Below are 16,365 nucleotides of genomic sequence, written 5' to 3' on the forward strand. Positions count from 1 at the left end.
CACGCAACTTTTCGCTGCGTTCATCTGCGGTTAATTATTCTTGCTTGTACTTCACTAGAATAAGAAACGCCATATAGCAATTCTAAATAATTTACAAACATATTTCTCCCTTGTCTACCCTGTCATCCTTGTCTCCCTTATCTCTGTTGTTCTAAACAATAATTTGTTTATCGGCGCTTCATTCTGTTTATCTGCACCAGACTTATTTTCGCAATCTTCCTGACTTTGATTCCACTTTCGCTAAAATTGACTAGCCAAACTGTATTTTTACCTAAGCTAGTGTTTTCTACTGACTGAATTACGCTAAAATCATACTCTTAATTTTAGACAATAACTCGTGGAAAGTAATTAAATAAATTAATTCATCTGCAAGTTTTTATATCAGTCTGAGTAAATTGCGTATATTTATTTAAATATTGCTGCAAATTCATAACATCATCATCTATTGAACAGCCGCAAAATAATAGTAGATAAACTCAGGCAAACAGGTTTTGGCAGGATTAGAATGTAGCCGAATACATCAGTATTTTGAAAATCTGTTTTGTAATTTCTTCATATTGAGTTTGCAACTGTCATGACAAGAATAGCTAATTCACATAGGAATCATATTTGATTTCTAAAAAAAATCAGTACACCCAGATCAGGCTTCTTTCCTACTCCCTACTCCCCATTCCCTACTCCCACACAACTAGATTCAGGAATCAAACCGTATTCCTATAGATGCTCTTAAACAGGTAGTTCCCGGCTCACGCAACTTTGACAAGCAATAGTCAAACCTCAATTACCTATCGCTTGTGATAGTTGCGTAGGTCTTAATTTTATGAATAATATTTTGAATTCTTCTCTTTCATTAACATACACTCAACTTAGCAATTTTTCTGATTTAAAGAGCTTCTGGAATTTATTTGAGACAGTTTTTGGCAATCAATACAACCGTACGACTGCCAATGATTTGCGTTCTCAATGGCAAGCTGGGGATTTTAGTCAATTTCCAGAAGTTGAAATTATTAGTAATAGTATTTTTGACGATACTCAGATAGGTTATGTCAGTAGTACTAACAAAATTTATTTGTCTGAAAGCTTTGTTAATACAGCGACACCAGCAGCAATCAAAGCTGTTTTATTAACAGAAATCGGCAATTTTATTCATGGTGCGGTTCAACCAACAGACTCCTCTGGCGACAAAGGGGCGATTTTTGCTGATTTAGTTCTTAATAATAGCTCAACCGACCTAGCACCTACATCTATCTTGCAACCTACACTGCTGCAAGCTCTTCAAGGCAGTAAGGCACATGCTCAAATTTGCAGGTGTTCTTCTTGTATGCTTGCGCCAGTCGATTTAAATTTAGTCAACGCGCAACAGTCAGCAGTAGCCCAACCTGCATCAGGTGTTTTAGATTTAACCAAGACTTTCTCCTTGAATAGTTTGGCGGGAGCTAACCAGACAATTTATTTAGATTTCAATGGACATACAACTACTGGAACTTATTGGAATACAGATTATCTAGGAGGGTCTAATATTGTCACTCCAGCTTTTGATTTTGATGGCAATACAGCATCTTTTAGCTCGGCGGAATTGGAACGAATTCAGTATATTTGGCAACGTGTAGCTGAGGATTTCAGCCCATTTAATGTCAACGTTACCACCCAAGCCCCAACAGATATTAATGACTTAATTAAGAGCGGTTCTACAGATACTCGCTGGGGCGTGCGGGTTGTGATTGGTGGTAGCAGTAATGATTGGTATGCTAGTGGGGCTGGAGGAGTAGCTTTTTTAGATTCATTTAATTGGAATAGTGATACTCCTGCCTTTATATTTAGTGACACCTTGTCTGATAACGAAAAATACGTTGCTGAAGCGATTTCCCATGAAGTAGGTCACACTCTGGGACTGGAACATGATGGCAGAATTAGCCCCGCAGAAGAATACTATCGGGGACAGGGTAGCGGTGTTACTGGCTGGGCTGCAATCATGGGCGCAGGGTATTACCAGAACTTAACCCAGTGGAGTAAAGGCCAATATGCTTCTGCTAACAATACTGAAGATGATTTACAAGTTATTACCACTTACAATGGTTTTAGCTATCGAGCCGACGATGCTGGTAATACAATTGCCACAGCAAAAGCATTGACTATTTCTGGTACATCTGTCAGTGGTAGTGGCATTATTGAACGCAACACAGATGTAGATTTTTATAGTTTCGTCACAGGTGCAGGTGCGATTAATTTGACAATTGATCCCTTTAGTCGCGGCCCTAACTTAGATATATTGGCAAAGTTATATAATTCTGCTGGGACTTTAATTGCCTCGTCTAATCCCACTGATTTATTATCTGCTGCGATCGCCACCACAGTTACTGCCGGAACTTATTATCTCGCTATTGATGGTGTCGGTAAAGGAGATCCACTTTCAACCGGCTACACTGATTACGGTAGTTTGGGACAGTACTTTATCAGTGGCAGTATTGTCAGTAGTAGTAATATTCTCAGTAATCCAACCGTCAGTCTTGCCTTATCATCTACTAGTGTCAACGAAGATGGCAGCAGCAATTTAATTTACACCTTCACCAGAAGCGGCAGCACCACCAATACATTAAAAGTTAACTATAGCGTTGGTGGCACAGCTACATTTAACAGCGACTACCGCCAATTAGGTGCTACCAGTTTTACCTCTACAACCGGCACAATTACCTTTGCGGCTGGTGCTACTACAGCCACACTCACCATTGACCCCACAGCAGACACCACTTTTGAAACTAATGAAAACGTGACTTTAACTCTGGCTGATGGTAGTGGTTACACAATTGCTACAACAACCGCCTTAACCGGAACTATCGTCAATGATGATTTGCCAAGCATCACCCTTTCCGTCTCATCAAGTAGCGTCAACGAAGATAGTAGCAACAATTTAATTTACACCTTTACCAGAAGCGGCAGCAATATCAACCCCTTAACAGTTAACTATAGTGTTGGTGGCACAGCGACATTTAATAGCGACTACCATCAATTAGGTGCTGCTAGTTTCACAGCTACAAATGGGACAATTACCTTTGCGGCTGGTGCAAGTACAGCCACACTCACCATTGACCCAATAGCAGACACCACTTTTGAAACTAATGAAAACGTGACTTTAACTCTAGCTGCTGGTAGCGAGTACAAAATTGGCACGACAACAGGTCTAACGAGAAGCATAGTTAATGATGATTTACGACCGACGATTAATCTCACTTCTAGTCAGACTATTATCGAAGGCAACACTAATCCTCAAAATGTGACTTATCTTGTCACTCTCACTAACCCTAGTAGCCAAACTATTACCGTTAATTATTCAACTGCTAATGCTTCAGCCACAGCAGGTTCAGACTATACAGCCACTACCGGAACTTTAACTTTTAGTCCAGGTGTCACTAGTCAAGTTATCAATATTCCAATTCTCAATGATTCTCTGAATGAAGTAGATGAGAGCTTTATTTTAAGGCTGACATCTCCGATAAATGCTACTCTTGGTACAACCACAAGCGTTACTACAACTATTACCGATACTCTCGTTACCTCCGTTACTACAACCCTACCCACTAACGTCGAAAACCTCACCCTCACAGGAACAGCAGCAATTAACGGTACAGGAAATGCAGGCAATAATATTCTCAGAGGTAATAGTGCTAATAATACCCTGACAGGTGGAAATGGCGATGATACCTATATATTTACAGCCACGACAGTTTTAGGTACTGATAAGATTGTCGAAACAACCACAGGTGGAACTGATACTATTGACCTCCGGGAAACTACCCTTGCGAGTACTCTCAATTTAGGAATCACTACAACACAAACAGTTAATAGCAACCTCAAACTCACACTCTCTGCCAATAACGTCATCGAAAACGCCGTTGGTAGTACAGGTAATGACCGTCTGACGGGGAATACACTGAATAACTTTTTGACTGGTGGTAATGGTAATGACCAACTGCAAGGTTTAGCGGGTGATGATACCCTTTGGGGAGGACTTGGTGATGATGTGCTTACCGGAGGTGTTGGTAAGGATAAATATTTATTCCAAGGCGATGGTGTTTTTACTGCCAGTTTAGGCATTGACCATATTAGCAGTTTTGAAGTGCTGCAAGATAAGATTGTGCTGAGTAAAAATACTTTCAAGGCTATTACTAATAGTGCGGGACAGAATTTAACTGACTTTGCAGTTGTTACAGATGATGAGTTGGTCAACGCTAGTAGTGCGCGGATTGTTTATAGCCAAAGTACCGGCAGCTTATTCTATAACCAAGATGGTAATGTCTTGGGTACAGGAACAGTTTTTGAGTTTGCTTATTTAGGCAATAGTGATATTACTCTGACTAGCAGCGATTTTAGTGTGATTGCCTAATACAGCTACGCTAAAGTCAAAAGTCATCCTTCGTGAATCAAAAGATCCCCGACTTCTTTAAGAAGTCGGGGATCTTTGCCTCTTGGTTTTCACAAATAAAATAGGATTGCTATATGTAATACCAATTTGAAAAATGATTGCGACAAATGGGTTACTGAAAAGCTCACCAGTAAGCAATTTCCCAATCCAAAATCCAAAATCTAAAATCCAAAATGGTATAACGTCTCTACAAGATTTGTATTATAAACTTTGCACAATATCTACTCAAATTCCAGAATTCTCATGATCAAGGTTGCACCTGCGGTTGTAGTGTTGGGTCAAAATAGTGTGGCAATAGCTCGTAAAATGATGAGTGTCTTGCCAGGAGCAAGATTATATGGTTTAGCAGGGCGAACTTCTGGAGTTGATGTTAGTTTTAGCAATTTTGGCGAGACTGTGCGTGAGTTGTTTGCTGCGGGAACACCGTTGATTGGCATTTGTGCGGCTGGTATTCTAATTAGAACTTTAGCTGCTTTAATTTCTGATAAGCGTCAAGAACCACCAGTATTAGCTGTGGCGGAAGATGGTAGTGCGGTAGTTCCCCTATTAGGTGGGTTAAGTGGAGTCAATGATTTAGCACGCCGTATTGCTGAGGTGTTGGATGTTCCAGCTGCAATTACAACTACTGGGGATATTCGGTTTCGCACGGCGTTGTTATCGCCTCCTGCTGGCTATCGTTTAGCTAACCCAGAGGATGCGAAAACTTTTATTTCTGATTTGTTGGCGGGGGCGCGGGTGAAATTAGAGGGAAATGCACCTTGGTTGAGTAATAGTCAATTGCCAATTGATGCTGAAGGCGAATTGACGATTAAGGTTACAGAACGGTTGGTAAATTCTACCGCCCATTGTCTGGTTTATCATCCCCAAACGGTAGCGATCGCCATTACTCAACCTCATGTTAATTTAGCTACAGTTAAACAACTACTGACCGATGCTGGAATTGCACCTGCTTCTATAGCTGGAATCTTTGCACATCTGGACATTGCTGCTCATCCAGCAATCCACAATATCGCTGATGCTTTTGGTGTATCTACGCGCTTTTTTACAGAAAATCAATGGGAAAACGCACAAGCAATGGCTTTGGCTGTCACAGGTGGTCAACTCATCCCGACGACAGCTGCTGATATAGCTCTGGCTATTGCACCCGCACCCATTGACCCCAATACCATCGGTCAGCCACGGGGTAAATTAGCTATTATTGGCACTGGCCCCGGTTCTGCACAGTGGATGTCTCCAGAAGTCAAAGAAATTCTCAGGTTGGCGACTGACCTTGTAGGTTACAAAACTTATCTTGATTTGGTTGGTGCTTTAGCTGATGGTAAGCAACGCCATGAGTCTGATAACCGCGAAGAAATAGCACGGGCTACAATGGCGCTAGATTTGGCAGCGACAGGTAAGTATGTGGCGGTGGTGTCCTCTGGTGATCCGGGGATTTATGCAATGGCGGCGGCGGTGTTTGAAGTCCTCGACCGTCATCCCAAACCAGAATGGGACAGTATCGAAATTCATGTTGCACCGGGAATCTCCGCAATGCAAGCAGCCGCAGCAGCAGTAGGCGCTCCTTTGGGGCATGACTTTTGCGCGATTTCACTGTCAGATATTTTAAAACCTTGGTCAATTATCGAACAACGAATTGCGGCGGCGGCTGGAGGAGATTTTGCGATCGCCTTTTACAACCCTGTCTCTAAAGACCGCACTTGGCAACTTGCAGCCACTAGAGATATATTGCTGCGATATCGCACACCCAATACACCCGTAGTATTAGGCAGAAATTTGGGCAGACCAGGACAAACAATTAAGGTAATTTCGCTTGAGCAATTAACACCAGATGTCGCCGATATGCGAACAGTGATTATTGTGGGTTCAAGCCAAACCAGGACTATTCAACGTTCTGATGGTAGTGTCTCAGTTTATACGCCACGTCGATATGCCCAGTAATTTCAGTCAGCAAGCCCTGATTAAGATTGTAGGGTGGGCATAATCATACCCGCCCTACAAAATCTGATTTATGCAAGAGGTCTAAGTAAGTCGGTGGGAAAAAACATAACTATATTAAGAAAAGTGAATTAAACTAAAACCCTCTTTCCTCCTGCCTTCTGCCTTCTGCCTCCTGCCTTTTCCCAACTACAAATATTTAAGTCGCTCTACTTATTAGTCCTATTCAACTTTGCCAACGAGAAATTACACAGTGAATTACTTTAATTTCATTAATAATGCGTTCTAGTTCTGTAGATAAGGTAGTTTGTTCTCTTACTGCTTTTAATGTAGGAGTTAAAGTGTGAGAATGTAGAGAAATTTCTGATAACCGAGCAGTGTGTAACTGTTCAATTTGATTGTGAATAACTTCGAGATAATTATCTAATGGTGGTAATGGTTGGGGTCGCTGTTTTTGTTGCAGACTATCTGCTAGATTTTCTAAAATCTGCACAATAATATCTGTCAGTTGCGGGAGTTCTGTAAATTGATACTGTCCACTAAATTCCCGCAGATGTTCGGCTAAGGTTGTCACTGAACTAAAAAAGCCACGAATGTATAAAATCAAAGTCATCACAGGTTCTATTTCACCTTGGACGTGACGTCTGAATTACAGCATCCTGCGCTGGCAAAAATTGTTCTGTCCACGCCTGACTATCTTGGTAATCAAAGACTCTCTCTTTCACTAAGCCCACAAATTGACTCAACGAGAGATAACAATTAGCCACAACTTCCCTGACAAGATCATGAGGTTGTACCGCCCAAATGCCCAATGACAGTAAAATTGTCCATGTTCCCCCAGCGAGACATAGCAGACAGTGTAAAATCAGAGTCGGAAAATTGGTAAATGTCGCAAATCTAGCCAAGGCAATCACAAACATGATGGAAGTCACCAAGCTAACAGATGCGGCAACATTGCCATATAAACCCGCTAAACCTGCGATAAACATCACAACAAACGTCGTCGGGATAGCTAACCAGAGATGACTGCTTACCAGACTAGCAATCAGAAATACTAGCGTCACTGCAAAAGTCGCAGCAATCATCGCCCTCAATTGCTGGCGGTAAGTACCATCAACATTTACCATCCCTACAAACCAAGCCGCCATAGTCGCAACCGCACTTGCAGCCGCATTCCCTGTCATAATTCCTAACCCAATGGGAACACCCAAAATCAACAGACTCCGAACACCAGAGAAAATCGCGGGTTTACCTGGCTTGAGTTGAAACTGCTGCAACAACCAACGAAAAGAACGTTTATTTGTGGATGGCATTATGATGCTGGCGACTAGAAAAATCCAGTTTGATTACTGATTTATTGTGCAGAAATCAGCGCCGCCAGGGAATATCTCTCAGGGATTAAAAGTTGAGCGCATCTATCAATTGATTTAGGGTGTATGGATGTAAGGGTGTGAGGGGGATAGAACTTTGATTAAATCGTGATTTTTAGAGTCGCTACTCAAAACCCACACTTGTGAGTTGCTCCCCGTTCCCTGCTCCTTTGCCTCTTCATTGAGGTGTATGTCTCCAAAACCCTTACACCCCATACCCTTTTACCCCTACACCCCTACATCCTTACACCCATGAGTAATAGAATAGTTAACAAATGTTGCCTAATAGCCTACTCATGACTCCTTCATCTGAAGCTGACACCATTATCAATCCCGATATCGACCTAGAAGGACAAGGCAACTCTGAGACCAATCCTCTTGATGAGTTGCCGGGTGAAGTCGAAATGTCTCTTTTCGACCACCTAGAAGAGTTAAGACAGCGCATATTTTATGCACTAATAGCTGTAGTCATTTTTGTGATTGGCTGTTTTGTTGCTGTCAAGCCAATTGTGCAATTACTAGAAGCACCAGCCGCCGGCGTGAAATTTCTCCAGCTTGCACCAGGGGAATATTTCTTTGTCTCTCTCAAAGTTGCTGGCTACAGTGGCGTAGTTCTTTCTAGCCCGTTTATTCTTTATCAAATTATCCAATTTGTCTTACCAGGCTTAACCCGCCGCGAACGTCGCCTAGTGGGGCCAATAGTTTTGGGGTCGAGCGTGTTATTTGTTGGTGGGTTAGTATTTGCCTATTTTGCGCTGATTCCCGCCGCATTAAGATTTTTTATTAGCTACGGCGCGGATGTAGTAGAACAACTCTGGTCAATTGATAAGTATTTTGAATTTGTATTGCTGTTGTTATTTAGCACTGGTTTAGCATTTCAAATTCCAATTATTCAATTGTTGCTAGGCAATTTAGGTATTGTTTCTTCTGAGCGAATGCTGGCTGGCTGGCGATATGTCATTATGGCAGCCGTAATTTTAGGTGCTGTCCTCACACCTTCTACCGACCCTTTAACCCAAGCTTTATTAGCCGGTGCAGTTTTAGGGCTTTATATGGGGGGAATTGGTTTAGTGAAACTCACAGGTAAGTAATAAAAATAACTGATAAATTAGAAATTTGTGGATGAAAAATCACCAAAGTTTTAGCATTTTCCCAAGCGGGTAAACTTTGGTAATTTAGGCATCAAAGAATCTCGCGCCCAAATTACTCAACTTTACCAACCAAAAGATTTAGTGTTAATTGTTGAATTTTAGCTGTTACACTATCCACTCAGAAGCGCGTTCCCCTAAATCGAGGGGGATACTGACAGCTTTGCCAAGGCGGGGGCGATCGCGTGTTTGAGCGATAAAATTTTTTACCTGTGCTGTACCATCTAAAGCATTAAGATAATTAGCGATGGTATCCAGATGTTCTTGGTACTCTGCCTCTGTTAAGGGGAAAGAAGCTTGCTCAAGATATTTCCACATCACTTGCAGGAATATCTTGCCTTGGGTACGGCGGAACTGGACATCGTAAGAATATCCCCATTTATCCAGCAACAGTTGGTGTAATTCCTTTCCTGTCATAGCTTCTCTCAATTAGATTTTACATTTAGTTATGATGTTAAGTTCCGTAACTCAAGTATGATAAGGATATAAAGAAATGTAATGCTAACAGAAAAGATGCTAAAAGTGTCTTGCAACAAAGAAGTTTAGCATTGTTAGTTAGCATTTCGACCCAGACAGGAGCTGCTCAAGTATTAGTACTCTTGTCAAAATGCTTAAACAAAATATACAAAGAGCGAGCGCGTAGGATATGGCTCAATTTTCGGAATCAATGGACGTTCCCGATATGGGTCGTCGTCAATTCATGAATTTGCTCACCTTTGGGACTGTCACTGGAGTAGCTCTGGGTGCATTGTATCCCGTTGTTAACTACTTTATTCCTCCGGCGGCTGGTGGTGCTGGTGGTGGAACAACAGCAAAAGACAGCCTCGGCAACGATGTGAGCGTTAGTCAATTTCTAGACAGCCATAACGTAGGCGATCGCACCCTCGTTCAAGGATTGAAGGGCGACCCAACCTACATTGTGGTCGAAAGCAAAGAGGCAATCACCGATTACGGCATTAACGCTGTTTGCACCCACTTGGGTTGTGTTGTTCCTTGGAACGCTGCGGAAAACAAATTTAAATGCCCTTGCCACGGTTCTCAATACGACGCAACTGGTAAAGTAGTTCGAGGCCCTGCACCCCGTTCTTTGGCTTTAAGCCACGCCAAAGCCGAAAACGACAAGATTGTTCTCACACCCTGGACTGAAACCGACTTCCGCACCGGCGAAGAACCTTGGTGGGCTTAATTTATCAGTGAACAGTGAACAGTTAACATGCTTGATAACTGATAACTGATAACTGATAACTGTGACTATTGACTACTTCATCCAAGAATCGTTGTCCTTATAGAGATGAGAAATGCCTTTACAACAGCGAGTTTGACTCGCAGTGCTAGAGCAATTACCAAAACATTGCTCATAGCGATCGCTACAGTAACATTCTTCTTGACTAGCGATATTGCTTTGCCTCAAAGTGCTGCCGCTTATCCTTTCTGGGCGCAGCAAACCTATCCTGAAACTCCCCGCGAACCGACAGGTAGAATCGTTTGCGCTAACTGTCACCTAGCAGCCAAGCCCACAGAAGTCGAAGTACCTCAATCTGTACTACCCGACACAGTATTTAAAGCTGTGGTGAAAATTCCCTACGATACCAGCGTGCAGCAAGTTGGTGCAGATGGTTCCAAAGTTGGCTTAAACGTTGGTGCAGTTTTGATGCTCCCCGAAGGCTTCAAACTTGCTCCTGAAGACCGCATTCCTGAAGAACTGAAAGAAGAAGTTGGTGATACCTACTTCCAAACCTACAAAGAAGGTTCCGACAATGTTGTGATTGTTGGCCCCTTACCCGGCGAACAATATCAGGAAATTGTCTTCCCTGTTCTATCTCCTAACCCTGGAACTGACAAAAATATCCACTTTGGTAAATACTCAGTTCACGTAGGTGGTAACAGAGGACGCGGACAAGTTTATCCTACTGGCGAAAAGAGCAACAACACTGTTTACAATGCTTCCGCTACTGGCACCATCAGCAAAATTTCCAAAGAAGACGATGGTGAAGGTAACGTGAAATATTTGGTGAACATCACAACCGAAGCTGGTGATGTGGTCACTGATACAATTCCTCTTGGCCCAGAACTGATTGTTTCTGAAGGACAAACAGTAAAATCTGGTGACGCTTTGACTAATAACCCCAACGTTGGTGGTTTCGGTCAAAAAGATACAGAAATTGTGTTACAAGACTCTAGCAGAGTTGGTTGGCTAATTGCCTTTATCAGTCTGGTAATGTTAGCTCAAGTAATGCTAGTTCTCAAGAAGAAACAGGTTGAAAAAGTTCAAGCTGCTGAAATGAATTTCTAAGATTCTCTGATAAATCCTTTTTTAAAAAAGACAGGTGTATCGCCTGTCTTTTTTAGTTTTTTGTGTCATAAAATAAGCTATAAAGTCAAAATCTACCTATCATCTCCTAATTACTATATACATTGGATAATGGAAACATTTAATCAAGAGAATTTACAAGATTTAGTATCAGTGCAAATTTTTAAAGGCCATACCAATAAAATTCTGTCCCTTGCATTTAGTTCTGATGGAGAGATGATGGCAAGTGCTAGTGAAGATAAAACTATAAGAATTTGGCATTTATTAACGAATAGAGAACCCCAAGTTCTTGAGGGACATGGAGGATCTTCATGGTTTGGAGGTGTTAATTCAATAGCTTTCAGCCCAAATAATAAAATTTTGGCCAGCGCAAGTGATGATAAAACTATTAAGTTATGGGATATCAATACCAGTCAAGAAATTTATACTTTGAACGGACATGAAGAAAAAGTTTACTCTGTAGCTTTTAGCCCAGATGGAAAAATTATAGCTAGTGGAAGCCAAGATAAAACTTTAAAGCTATGGTCAATAGCAACTGGTAGAGAAATATCTTCCTTTCATGGTTTATCAAATGATGTGATATCTGTGATTTTTAGCCCAGATGGTAAAATTTTAGCGAGTGCTATTAAGGATAAAACTATTAAACTTTGGCATTTAACTAAACAAAAAGTTCAAACTATCAATACAGATTCGGATTGGTTTTCCGATATTAAATCTATAGCTTTCAGTCCTGATGGTAAAACTTTAGCGAGTGCTAGTCAGAACAAGAAGATTAAGTTATGGGATATAGCAACTAGTAAAGAAATCTATTCACTTACAGGACATAATGATGAGGTTTGTTCTGTGGTTTTTAGCCCTAATGGACGACTTTTAGCTAGTGGTGGTAAAGATAAGACTGTTAAACTATGGTATGCAAAAACTGGTAAAGAAATTTGTACTTATCAAGGCTTTAACGAGACAGTGTATGCTGTGTCTTTTACTCCTGATGGTAAGAAGATAGCTGCGGCTGGTGGCGATAAAAAAATCATACTTTATCCTTCTGGAAATAAACCATAAAACAAATTTTCCTCAAACTAGTAGTCTGAGGAAATATAAGTTAAGTCTATGTTGGCTATTAAATATTTGAGAAGCAAAATTTAAGTTTCTCAGATATTTATATGCAAATTTTAAGACTGTTTGAGAAAGTTTAACTGAGACGCGGGGTTTCGCGCCTCATAAACTTATTGACAAATATTTACCTAAAACTTAAGCAAAAGAGCGTCTCAAAAGGATTGTATGACCGATTGAGTTGACTAAAGATACTTTTCCAAAGTAGTTGCTAATGTACTTTTAGGTACAGCACCAACGACCATATCAACTTTTGCTCCTTCTTTAAAAATCATTAATGTGGGAATGCTGCGAATGCCATACTGACTGGCAACTTGAGGATTCTCATCAGTATTAACTTTCACAACCTTGATTTGACCAACGTACTGAGCTGCAATTTCTTCGACAACAGGAGCTACCATCCGGCAAGGGCCACACCAGGGAGCCCAAAAATCAACCAAAACAGGTACTGAGCTGTCGAGTACTTCTTGCTTAAAAGTAGAATCTGTAACTTCTGCGGCTGCTGACATGCCTAAAAACCTTTGCCAATTCAATTTCTGAGTTTCGTGAAAATTCTACCATAGCAAAAACATCTGCTTTGAAGAGTAAGGATGTACATTTGCAAAGAAGCCCTGGAATTTATTCATATATCCATAAACATAAGGAACCGCCCGAACAGTAGTCCGGGCGGAGTGTGGTGTGAGGAGTGAACGGAAACATGCGTCTCCGCTTTCTCTATTGTAGGCGACAGAAGAGATTTTTCCAGTTGAATGTTTGGGAGTCTGGAAAAATTTCCTAAAGAATTTCAACTGAAGTTAGAAGTCTAAAATTTCATCCTCCAGTCTTTCAACCTTTATACTTTCTTTATTTGCCCATACCTAATTGTTGAGCTTTTTGATAAACTTTACCTTCCGTTAACAAGGAAGGAGCAATTACAACTTCAACTTGCTGCATTTCTTTGATATCTTTGGCTCCCAATGTACCCATACTTGTTTTTAAAGCTCCTAACAAGTTGTGAGTACCATCATCTAAGCCTGCTGGGCCAGTGAGAATTTGTTCTAGAGTGCCGGTTGTACCGACTTTAATTCGAGTTCCGCGTGGTAAAACTGGGCTGGGTGTTGCCATTCCCCAATGAAAACCGCGTCCTGGTGCTTCAGCAGCTCTAGCAAAGGGTGAACCAATCATTACGCCGTCAGCACCACAAGCAATACATTTACAAATATCTCCACCAGTAATTAGACCACCATCAGCGATTACAGGCACATATTTACCAGTTTGCTGATAATAATCATCGCGGGCGGCGGCACAATCGGCGATCGCTGTTGCTTGGGGTACACCCACACCCAACACACCACGAGAGGTACAAGCAGCCCCAGGGCCAATACCCACTAATACAGCCGCCGCACCAGCCTTGATTAAGTCCAAGGTGACATCGTAGGTAACACAGTTACCCAACACCACTGGTATGGGCATAGAACGGCAAAATTCTGCCAAATCCAGGGTAACTATCGACGCTGGTGATAAATGTGCTGTAGAGACGACTGTAGCTTGAATAAAGAATAAATCTGCCCCAGCCTTAGCAACAACTTCACCAAATTTACTCGCCCCTGCTGGTGTCGCACTTACAGCCGCAATACCGCCTTGTTCTTTAATTTCGTGAATGCGCTTTTCAATTAATTCGGGCTTGATAGGTTCGGCATAAAGTTCTTGCATTAAGGAGACAAATTCATCCTTGCCTACAGAAGCAATCCGATCAAGGATGGGATTTGGATCAACATAACGAGTTTGGATACCCTCTAAGTTAAGCACACCTAATGCACCTAACTGTGACAAACGCACAGCCATACCTACATCAACTACACCATCCATTGCACTAGCAATAATTGGTATATTTCGCTCGATATTGCCAATCCGCCAGCTAGTATCTGCCAAACTAGGATCTAATGTTCTTTTACCGGGGACTAGTGCAATTTCATCAATTCCGTAAGCCCTGCGAGCTGTTTTTCCCCGCCCAAGTTGAATGTCCACGCTGTTAACTTTTATCAAAACTGTTCTAGCTAGGGTATCAAATTATGAGGTGATTTGCAGCGATTTTTTGGCAAGTAACTACAAAGATGTTTCAGGTTATCGTTAGAGAAAAACACGATATGGAAAAGTGCGAACAGGGGAAGAAAGATTTTCTTGTGAATAACTGACTAGATGAGCCTGAGATAATCCAGCAGCAAGATAATTTTGAGGTGATATTCAGTAAGCGATCGCTATTTTTGCTTTCACAATCCCTGGTAATGGAAATTTACCCCAATTTATCTGCGTTTGATCTGTCTATTGTCCAGAACCTCATTCTTACTGTTAATGTTTCAACTAACGATATAATCCAGTATGAGAAAATAATTTTCTATAATAAAATTGCTCAATCTGATTTCGATAATGCTTAACTCTGTCTGTATCGCCCTGCTCATAATCTAAGAAATCAGAAATTAGTATATAACCTGAAATTGTCATTTCTATATCACAACTCACAGCATTTTCGATATAAGTAATTCCCTGACTATCCTGTTTTGACAATAAAATTTTTCCTAATAAAAAATTAGCTGGTGCATGATAAGACTGTTCATTTAAGAGATTTTGCAGTAAAGGAATAGCCGCATCGCCTCCTCTGATTTCTGCTGTCCAGTTACAGAGGTTCCATTTTTCCTCAAAAGTTAATTTATTAACTTCCGCTTTTTGCTCTAATTCCCATAATTTAGGTTGAATATCTTGGAGGAAAGTATGACGATTTTCCCAGAAGATAATATTAGCTTTTTGCCACTCTTGATTTTTTTGTGTTAAAAGGTTTTCTAAAAAATCTTTGCCAAATAGTTCCTCAGCAGCAGAAGTTGTAATTGCTATGTTTTCATAAGACTGTACATGATATCCTAAAGCATTTAGTCTTTCAGATAAGCAAGGATGAGTGTCACTGGTATCAGTCTTCTCGGCTAAAGCGGCTTTTAACCATCTTTGTTGGCTATCAGCAGGAATTTTGTGATGCAAAGCTTGGGATAACAAGTATATAGCATCAGGGGGTTGTGGAGTCCAATCTGCCTGTTGATATATTTCCTGCCAAAAAGACCTATTGATATATCTGTTTTTGACAGCCATGTTAATTAGTGCCTGAGCAAGATATTGTTCACCTACTAAATCTGCTGCATAGCTATCTGCTGCATATTCATTCATCCGTGAAAGGACAAATGAGTAAGCAGTAAATATAGAGACAAACCAATCAAAAAAGTACCCAAAGACAATAAATCCTAACCCATTCGCTATAAGTATTAAAAAATCAATAATCGCCACTCCAGACTGGGGCTGTTGTTGTTGCTTATACAATTGTTGTAATAATTGAAGCCAGATATAACGAATTCGATAAATCCAACCAGCAAAACGACTATGTTTGCCAGATAAATGTCCAAATTCATGAGCGATAACTGCACGCAATTCCTCTAACGTTAATGCTTGCATCAAGGGTAAACCGAGAATTAGATAATTCTCAAACCAGCCAAAAATACCTAAACGCGGTCTTTGCATAACGGCAGCATTGAACTCATTGACTAACAAAATATTGTGGAATTTTGGAGTTTCTAAAGTATCAGAGAGTTCATCTACTAATTTAAATAGTTGTGGTACATCACTACGCCGTAACTTTTTTCCTTTAGGTTTAGGAATTCTGACCCAAAGTGAGCGTAAAATATTTACTGATAGTACAATAGCTATGATGAAAGTACATCCTAAAAATAGAGAACCATACTCTTGAGAAGTTGGCTTGATTAAACCAACAGTGACTATGATCCATAACAGAAAAGACAAAATTATCAGAATGTATCCATAACCTATAAATACTAAAAAAACAACACGCTGTTTGAAGTGTTTTGGTTTTTGATAGGCATTACTCTCTAATTTTTGTACTAAGTTATCAAATTGCTCTTGTGTCAGAACCATCAGATTTACTCTAGTAGTTGGATGAAATGTAGCATACTACATAGATAATAAAATCTGAATAACGAAAAAAATATCTGCCAGAAAATGTAATTTGATGTTGGGAAAACTTAGCGATCGCTCAAT

At 40.7% G+C, this 16,365-nt stretch carries 12 protein-coding genes; 6 read left to right on the forward strand and 6 right to left on the reverse strand.

Annotated elements, in window-relative coordinates:
- The first annotated feature begins 820 nt into the window (after positions 1-820).
- Both H6G28_RS25155 and cobJ read left to right on the forward strand, forming a co-directional pair.
- A complete protein-coding gene (locus tag H6G28_RS25155; RefSeq protein ID WP_242054642.1) occupies positions 821-4,381 on the forward strand; it encodes a Calx-beta domain-containing protein in 3,561 nt (1,186 codons plus the stop codon).
- Between the two features lie 282 nt (positions 4,382-4,663).
- Positions 4,664-6,358: a precorrin-3B C(17)-methyltransferase gene (cobJ, locus tag H6G28_RS25160; protein ID WP_190675149.1), complete on the forward strand. Its 1,695-nt coding sequence runs from the start codon at positions 4,664-4,666 to the stop codon at positions 6,356-6,358.
- 223 nt (positions 6,359-6,581) lie between these two features.
- Here the strand turns inward: cobJ and H6G28_RS25165 are convergent, their stop codons facing one another.
- Together H6G28_RS25165 and H6G28_RS25170 are read right to left on the reverse strand one after the other, a co-directional pair.
- Positions 6,582-6,968, reverse strand: coding sequence for a hypothetical protein (locus H6G28_RS25165; protein ID WP_190675151.1), 387 nt, complete (start codon positions 6,966-6,968; stop codon positions 6,582-6,584).
- 13 nt (positions 6,969-6,981) lie between these two features.
- A complete protein-coding gene (locus H6G28_RS25170; RefSeq protein WP_190675153.1) occupies positions 6,982-7,668 on the reverse strand; it encodes an FUSC family membrane protein in 687 nt (228 codons plus the stop codon).
- Between the two features lie 353 nt (positions 7,669-8,021).
- On the opposite strand from H6G28_RS25170, the gene tatC reads away from it, so the two are divergent.
- Positions 8,022-8,816, forward strand: a complete 795-nt coding sequence (gene tatC / locus H6G28_RS25175) for a twin-arginine translocase subunit TatC (RefSeq protein WP_190592838.1) — start codon at positions 8,022-8,024, stop codon at positions 8,814-8,816.
- A gap of 165 nt (positions 8,817-8,981) precedes the next feature.
- Here the strand turns inward: tatC and H6G28_RS25180 are convergent, their stop codons facing one another.
- Positions 8,982-9,290, reverse strand: coding sequence for a DUF3067 family protein (locus tag H6G28_RS25180; protein ID WP_062290766.1), 309 nt, complete (start codon positions 9,288-9,290; stop codon positions 8,982-8,984).
- A 229-nt stretch (positions 9,291-9,519) separates the two neighbouring features.
- Here H6G28_RS25180 and petC point away from each other — a divergent pair, with 229 nt between their 5' ends.
- The 3 genes from petC to H6G28_RS25195 all read left to right on the forward strand — a co-directional run bounded on the left by petC (position 9,520) and on the right by H6G28_RS25195 (position 12,240).
- Entirely contained in the window at positions 9,520-10,059 is a 540-nt protein-coding gene (petC, locus tag H6G28_RS25185) for a cytochrome b6-f complex iron-sulfur subunit (RefSeq protein WP_015111832.1), read from the forward strand.
- Positions 10,060-10,164: 105 nt separating this feature from the next.
- A complete protein-coding gene (gene petA / locus H6G28_RS25190; RefSeq protein ID WP_190675155.1) occupies positions 10,165-11,166 on the forward strand; it encodes a cytochrome f in 1,002 nt (333 codons plus the stop codon).
- Between the two features lie 129 nt (positions 11,167-11,295).
- A complete protein-coding gene (locus H6G28_RS25195) occupies positions 11,296-12,240 on the forward strand; it encodes a WD40 repeat domain-containing protein (RefSeq protein WP_190675157.1) in 945 nt (314 codons plus the stop codon).
- A gap of 236 nt (positions 12,241-12,476) precedes the next feature.
- Here the strand turns inward: H6G28_RS25195 and trxA are convergent, their stop codons facing one another.
- The 3 genes from trxA to H6G28_RS25210 form a co-directional block, all read right to left on the reverse strand.
- Complete coding sequence (gene trxA / locus H6G28_RS25200; RefSeq protein WP_277877322.1) at positions 12,477-12,824, reverse strand: thioredoxin; 348 nt, start codon at positions 12,822-12,824, stop codon at positions 12,477-12,479.
- A 310-nt stretch (positions 12,825-13,134) separates the two neighbouring features.
- Positions 13,135-14,298, reverse strand: a complete 1,164-nt coding sequence (locus H6G28_RS25205) for a GuaB3 family IMP dehydrogenase-related protein (RefSeq protein WP_190592842.1) — start codon at positions 14,296-14,298, stop codon at positions 13,135-13,137.
- A 333-nt stretch (positions 14,299-14,631) separates the two neighbouring features.
- Complete coding sequence (locus H6G28_RS25210) at positions 14,632-16,242, reverse strand: M48 family metallopeptidase (protein WP_190675159.1); 1,611 nt, start codon at positions 16,240-16,242, stop codon at positions 14,632-14,634.
- Between the last annotated feature and the right edge of the window lie 123 nt (positions 16,243-16,365).

The sequence above is a fragment of the Nostoc sp. FACHB-190 genome (assembly GCF_014696905.1).
GTDB lineage: Bacteria > Cyanobacteriota > Cyanobacteriia > Cyanobacteriales > Nostocaceae > Nostoc_B.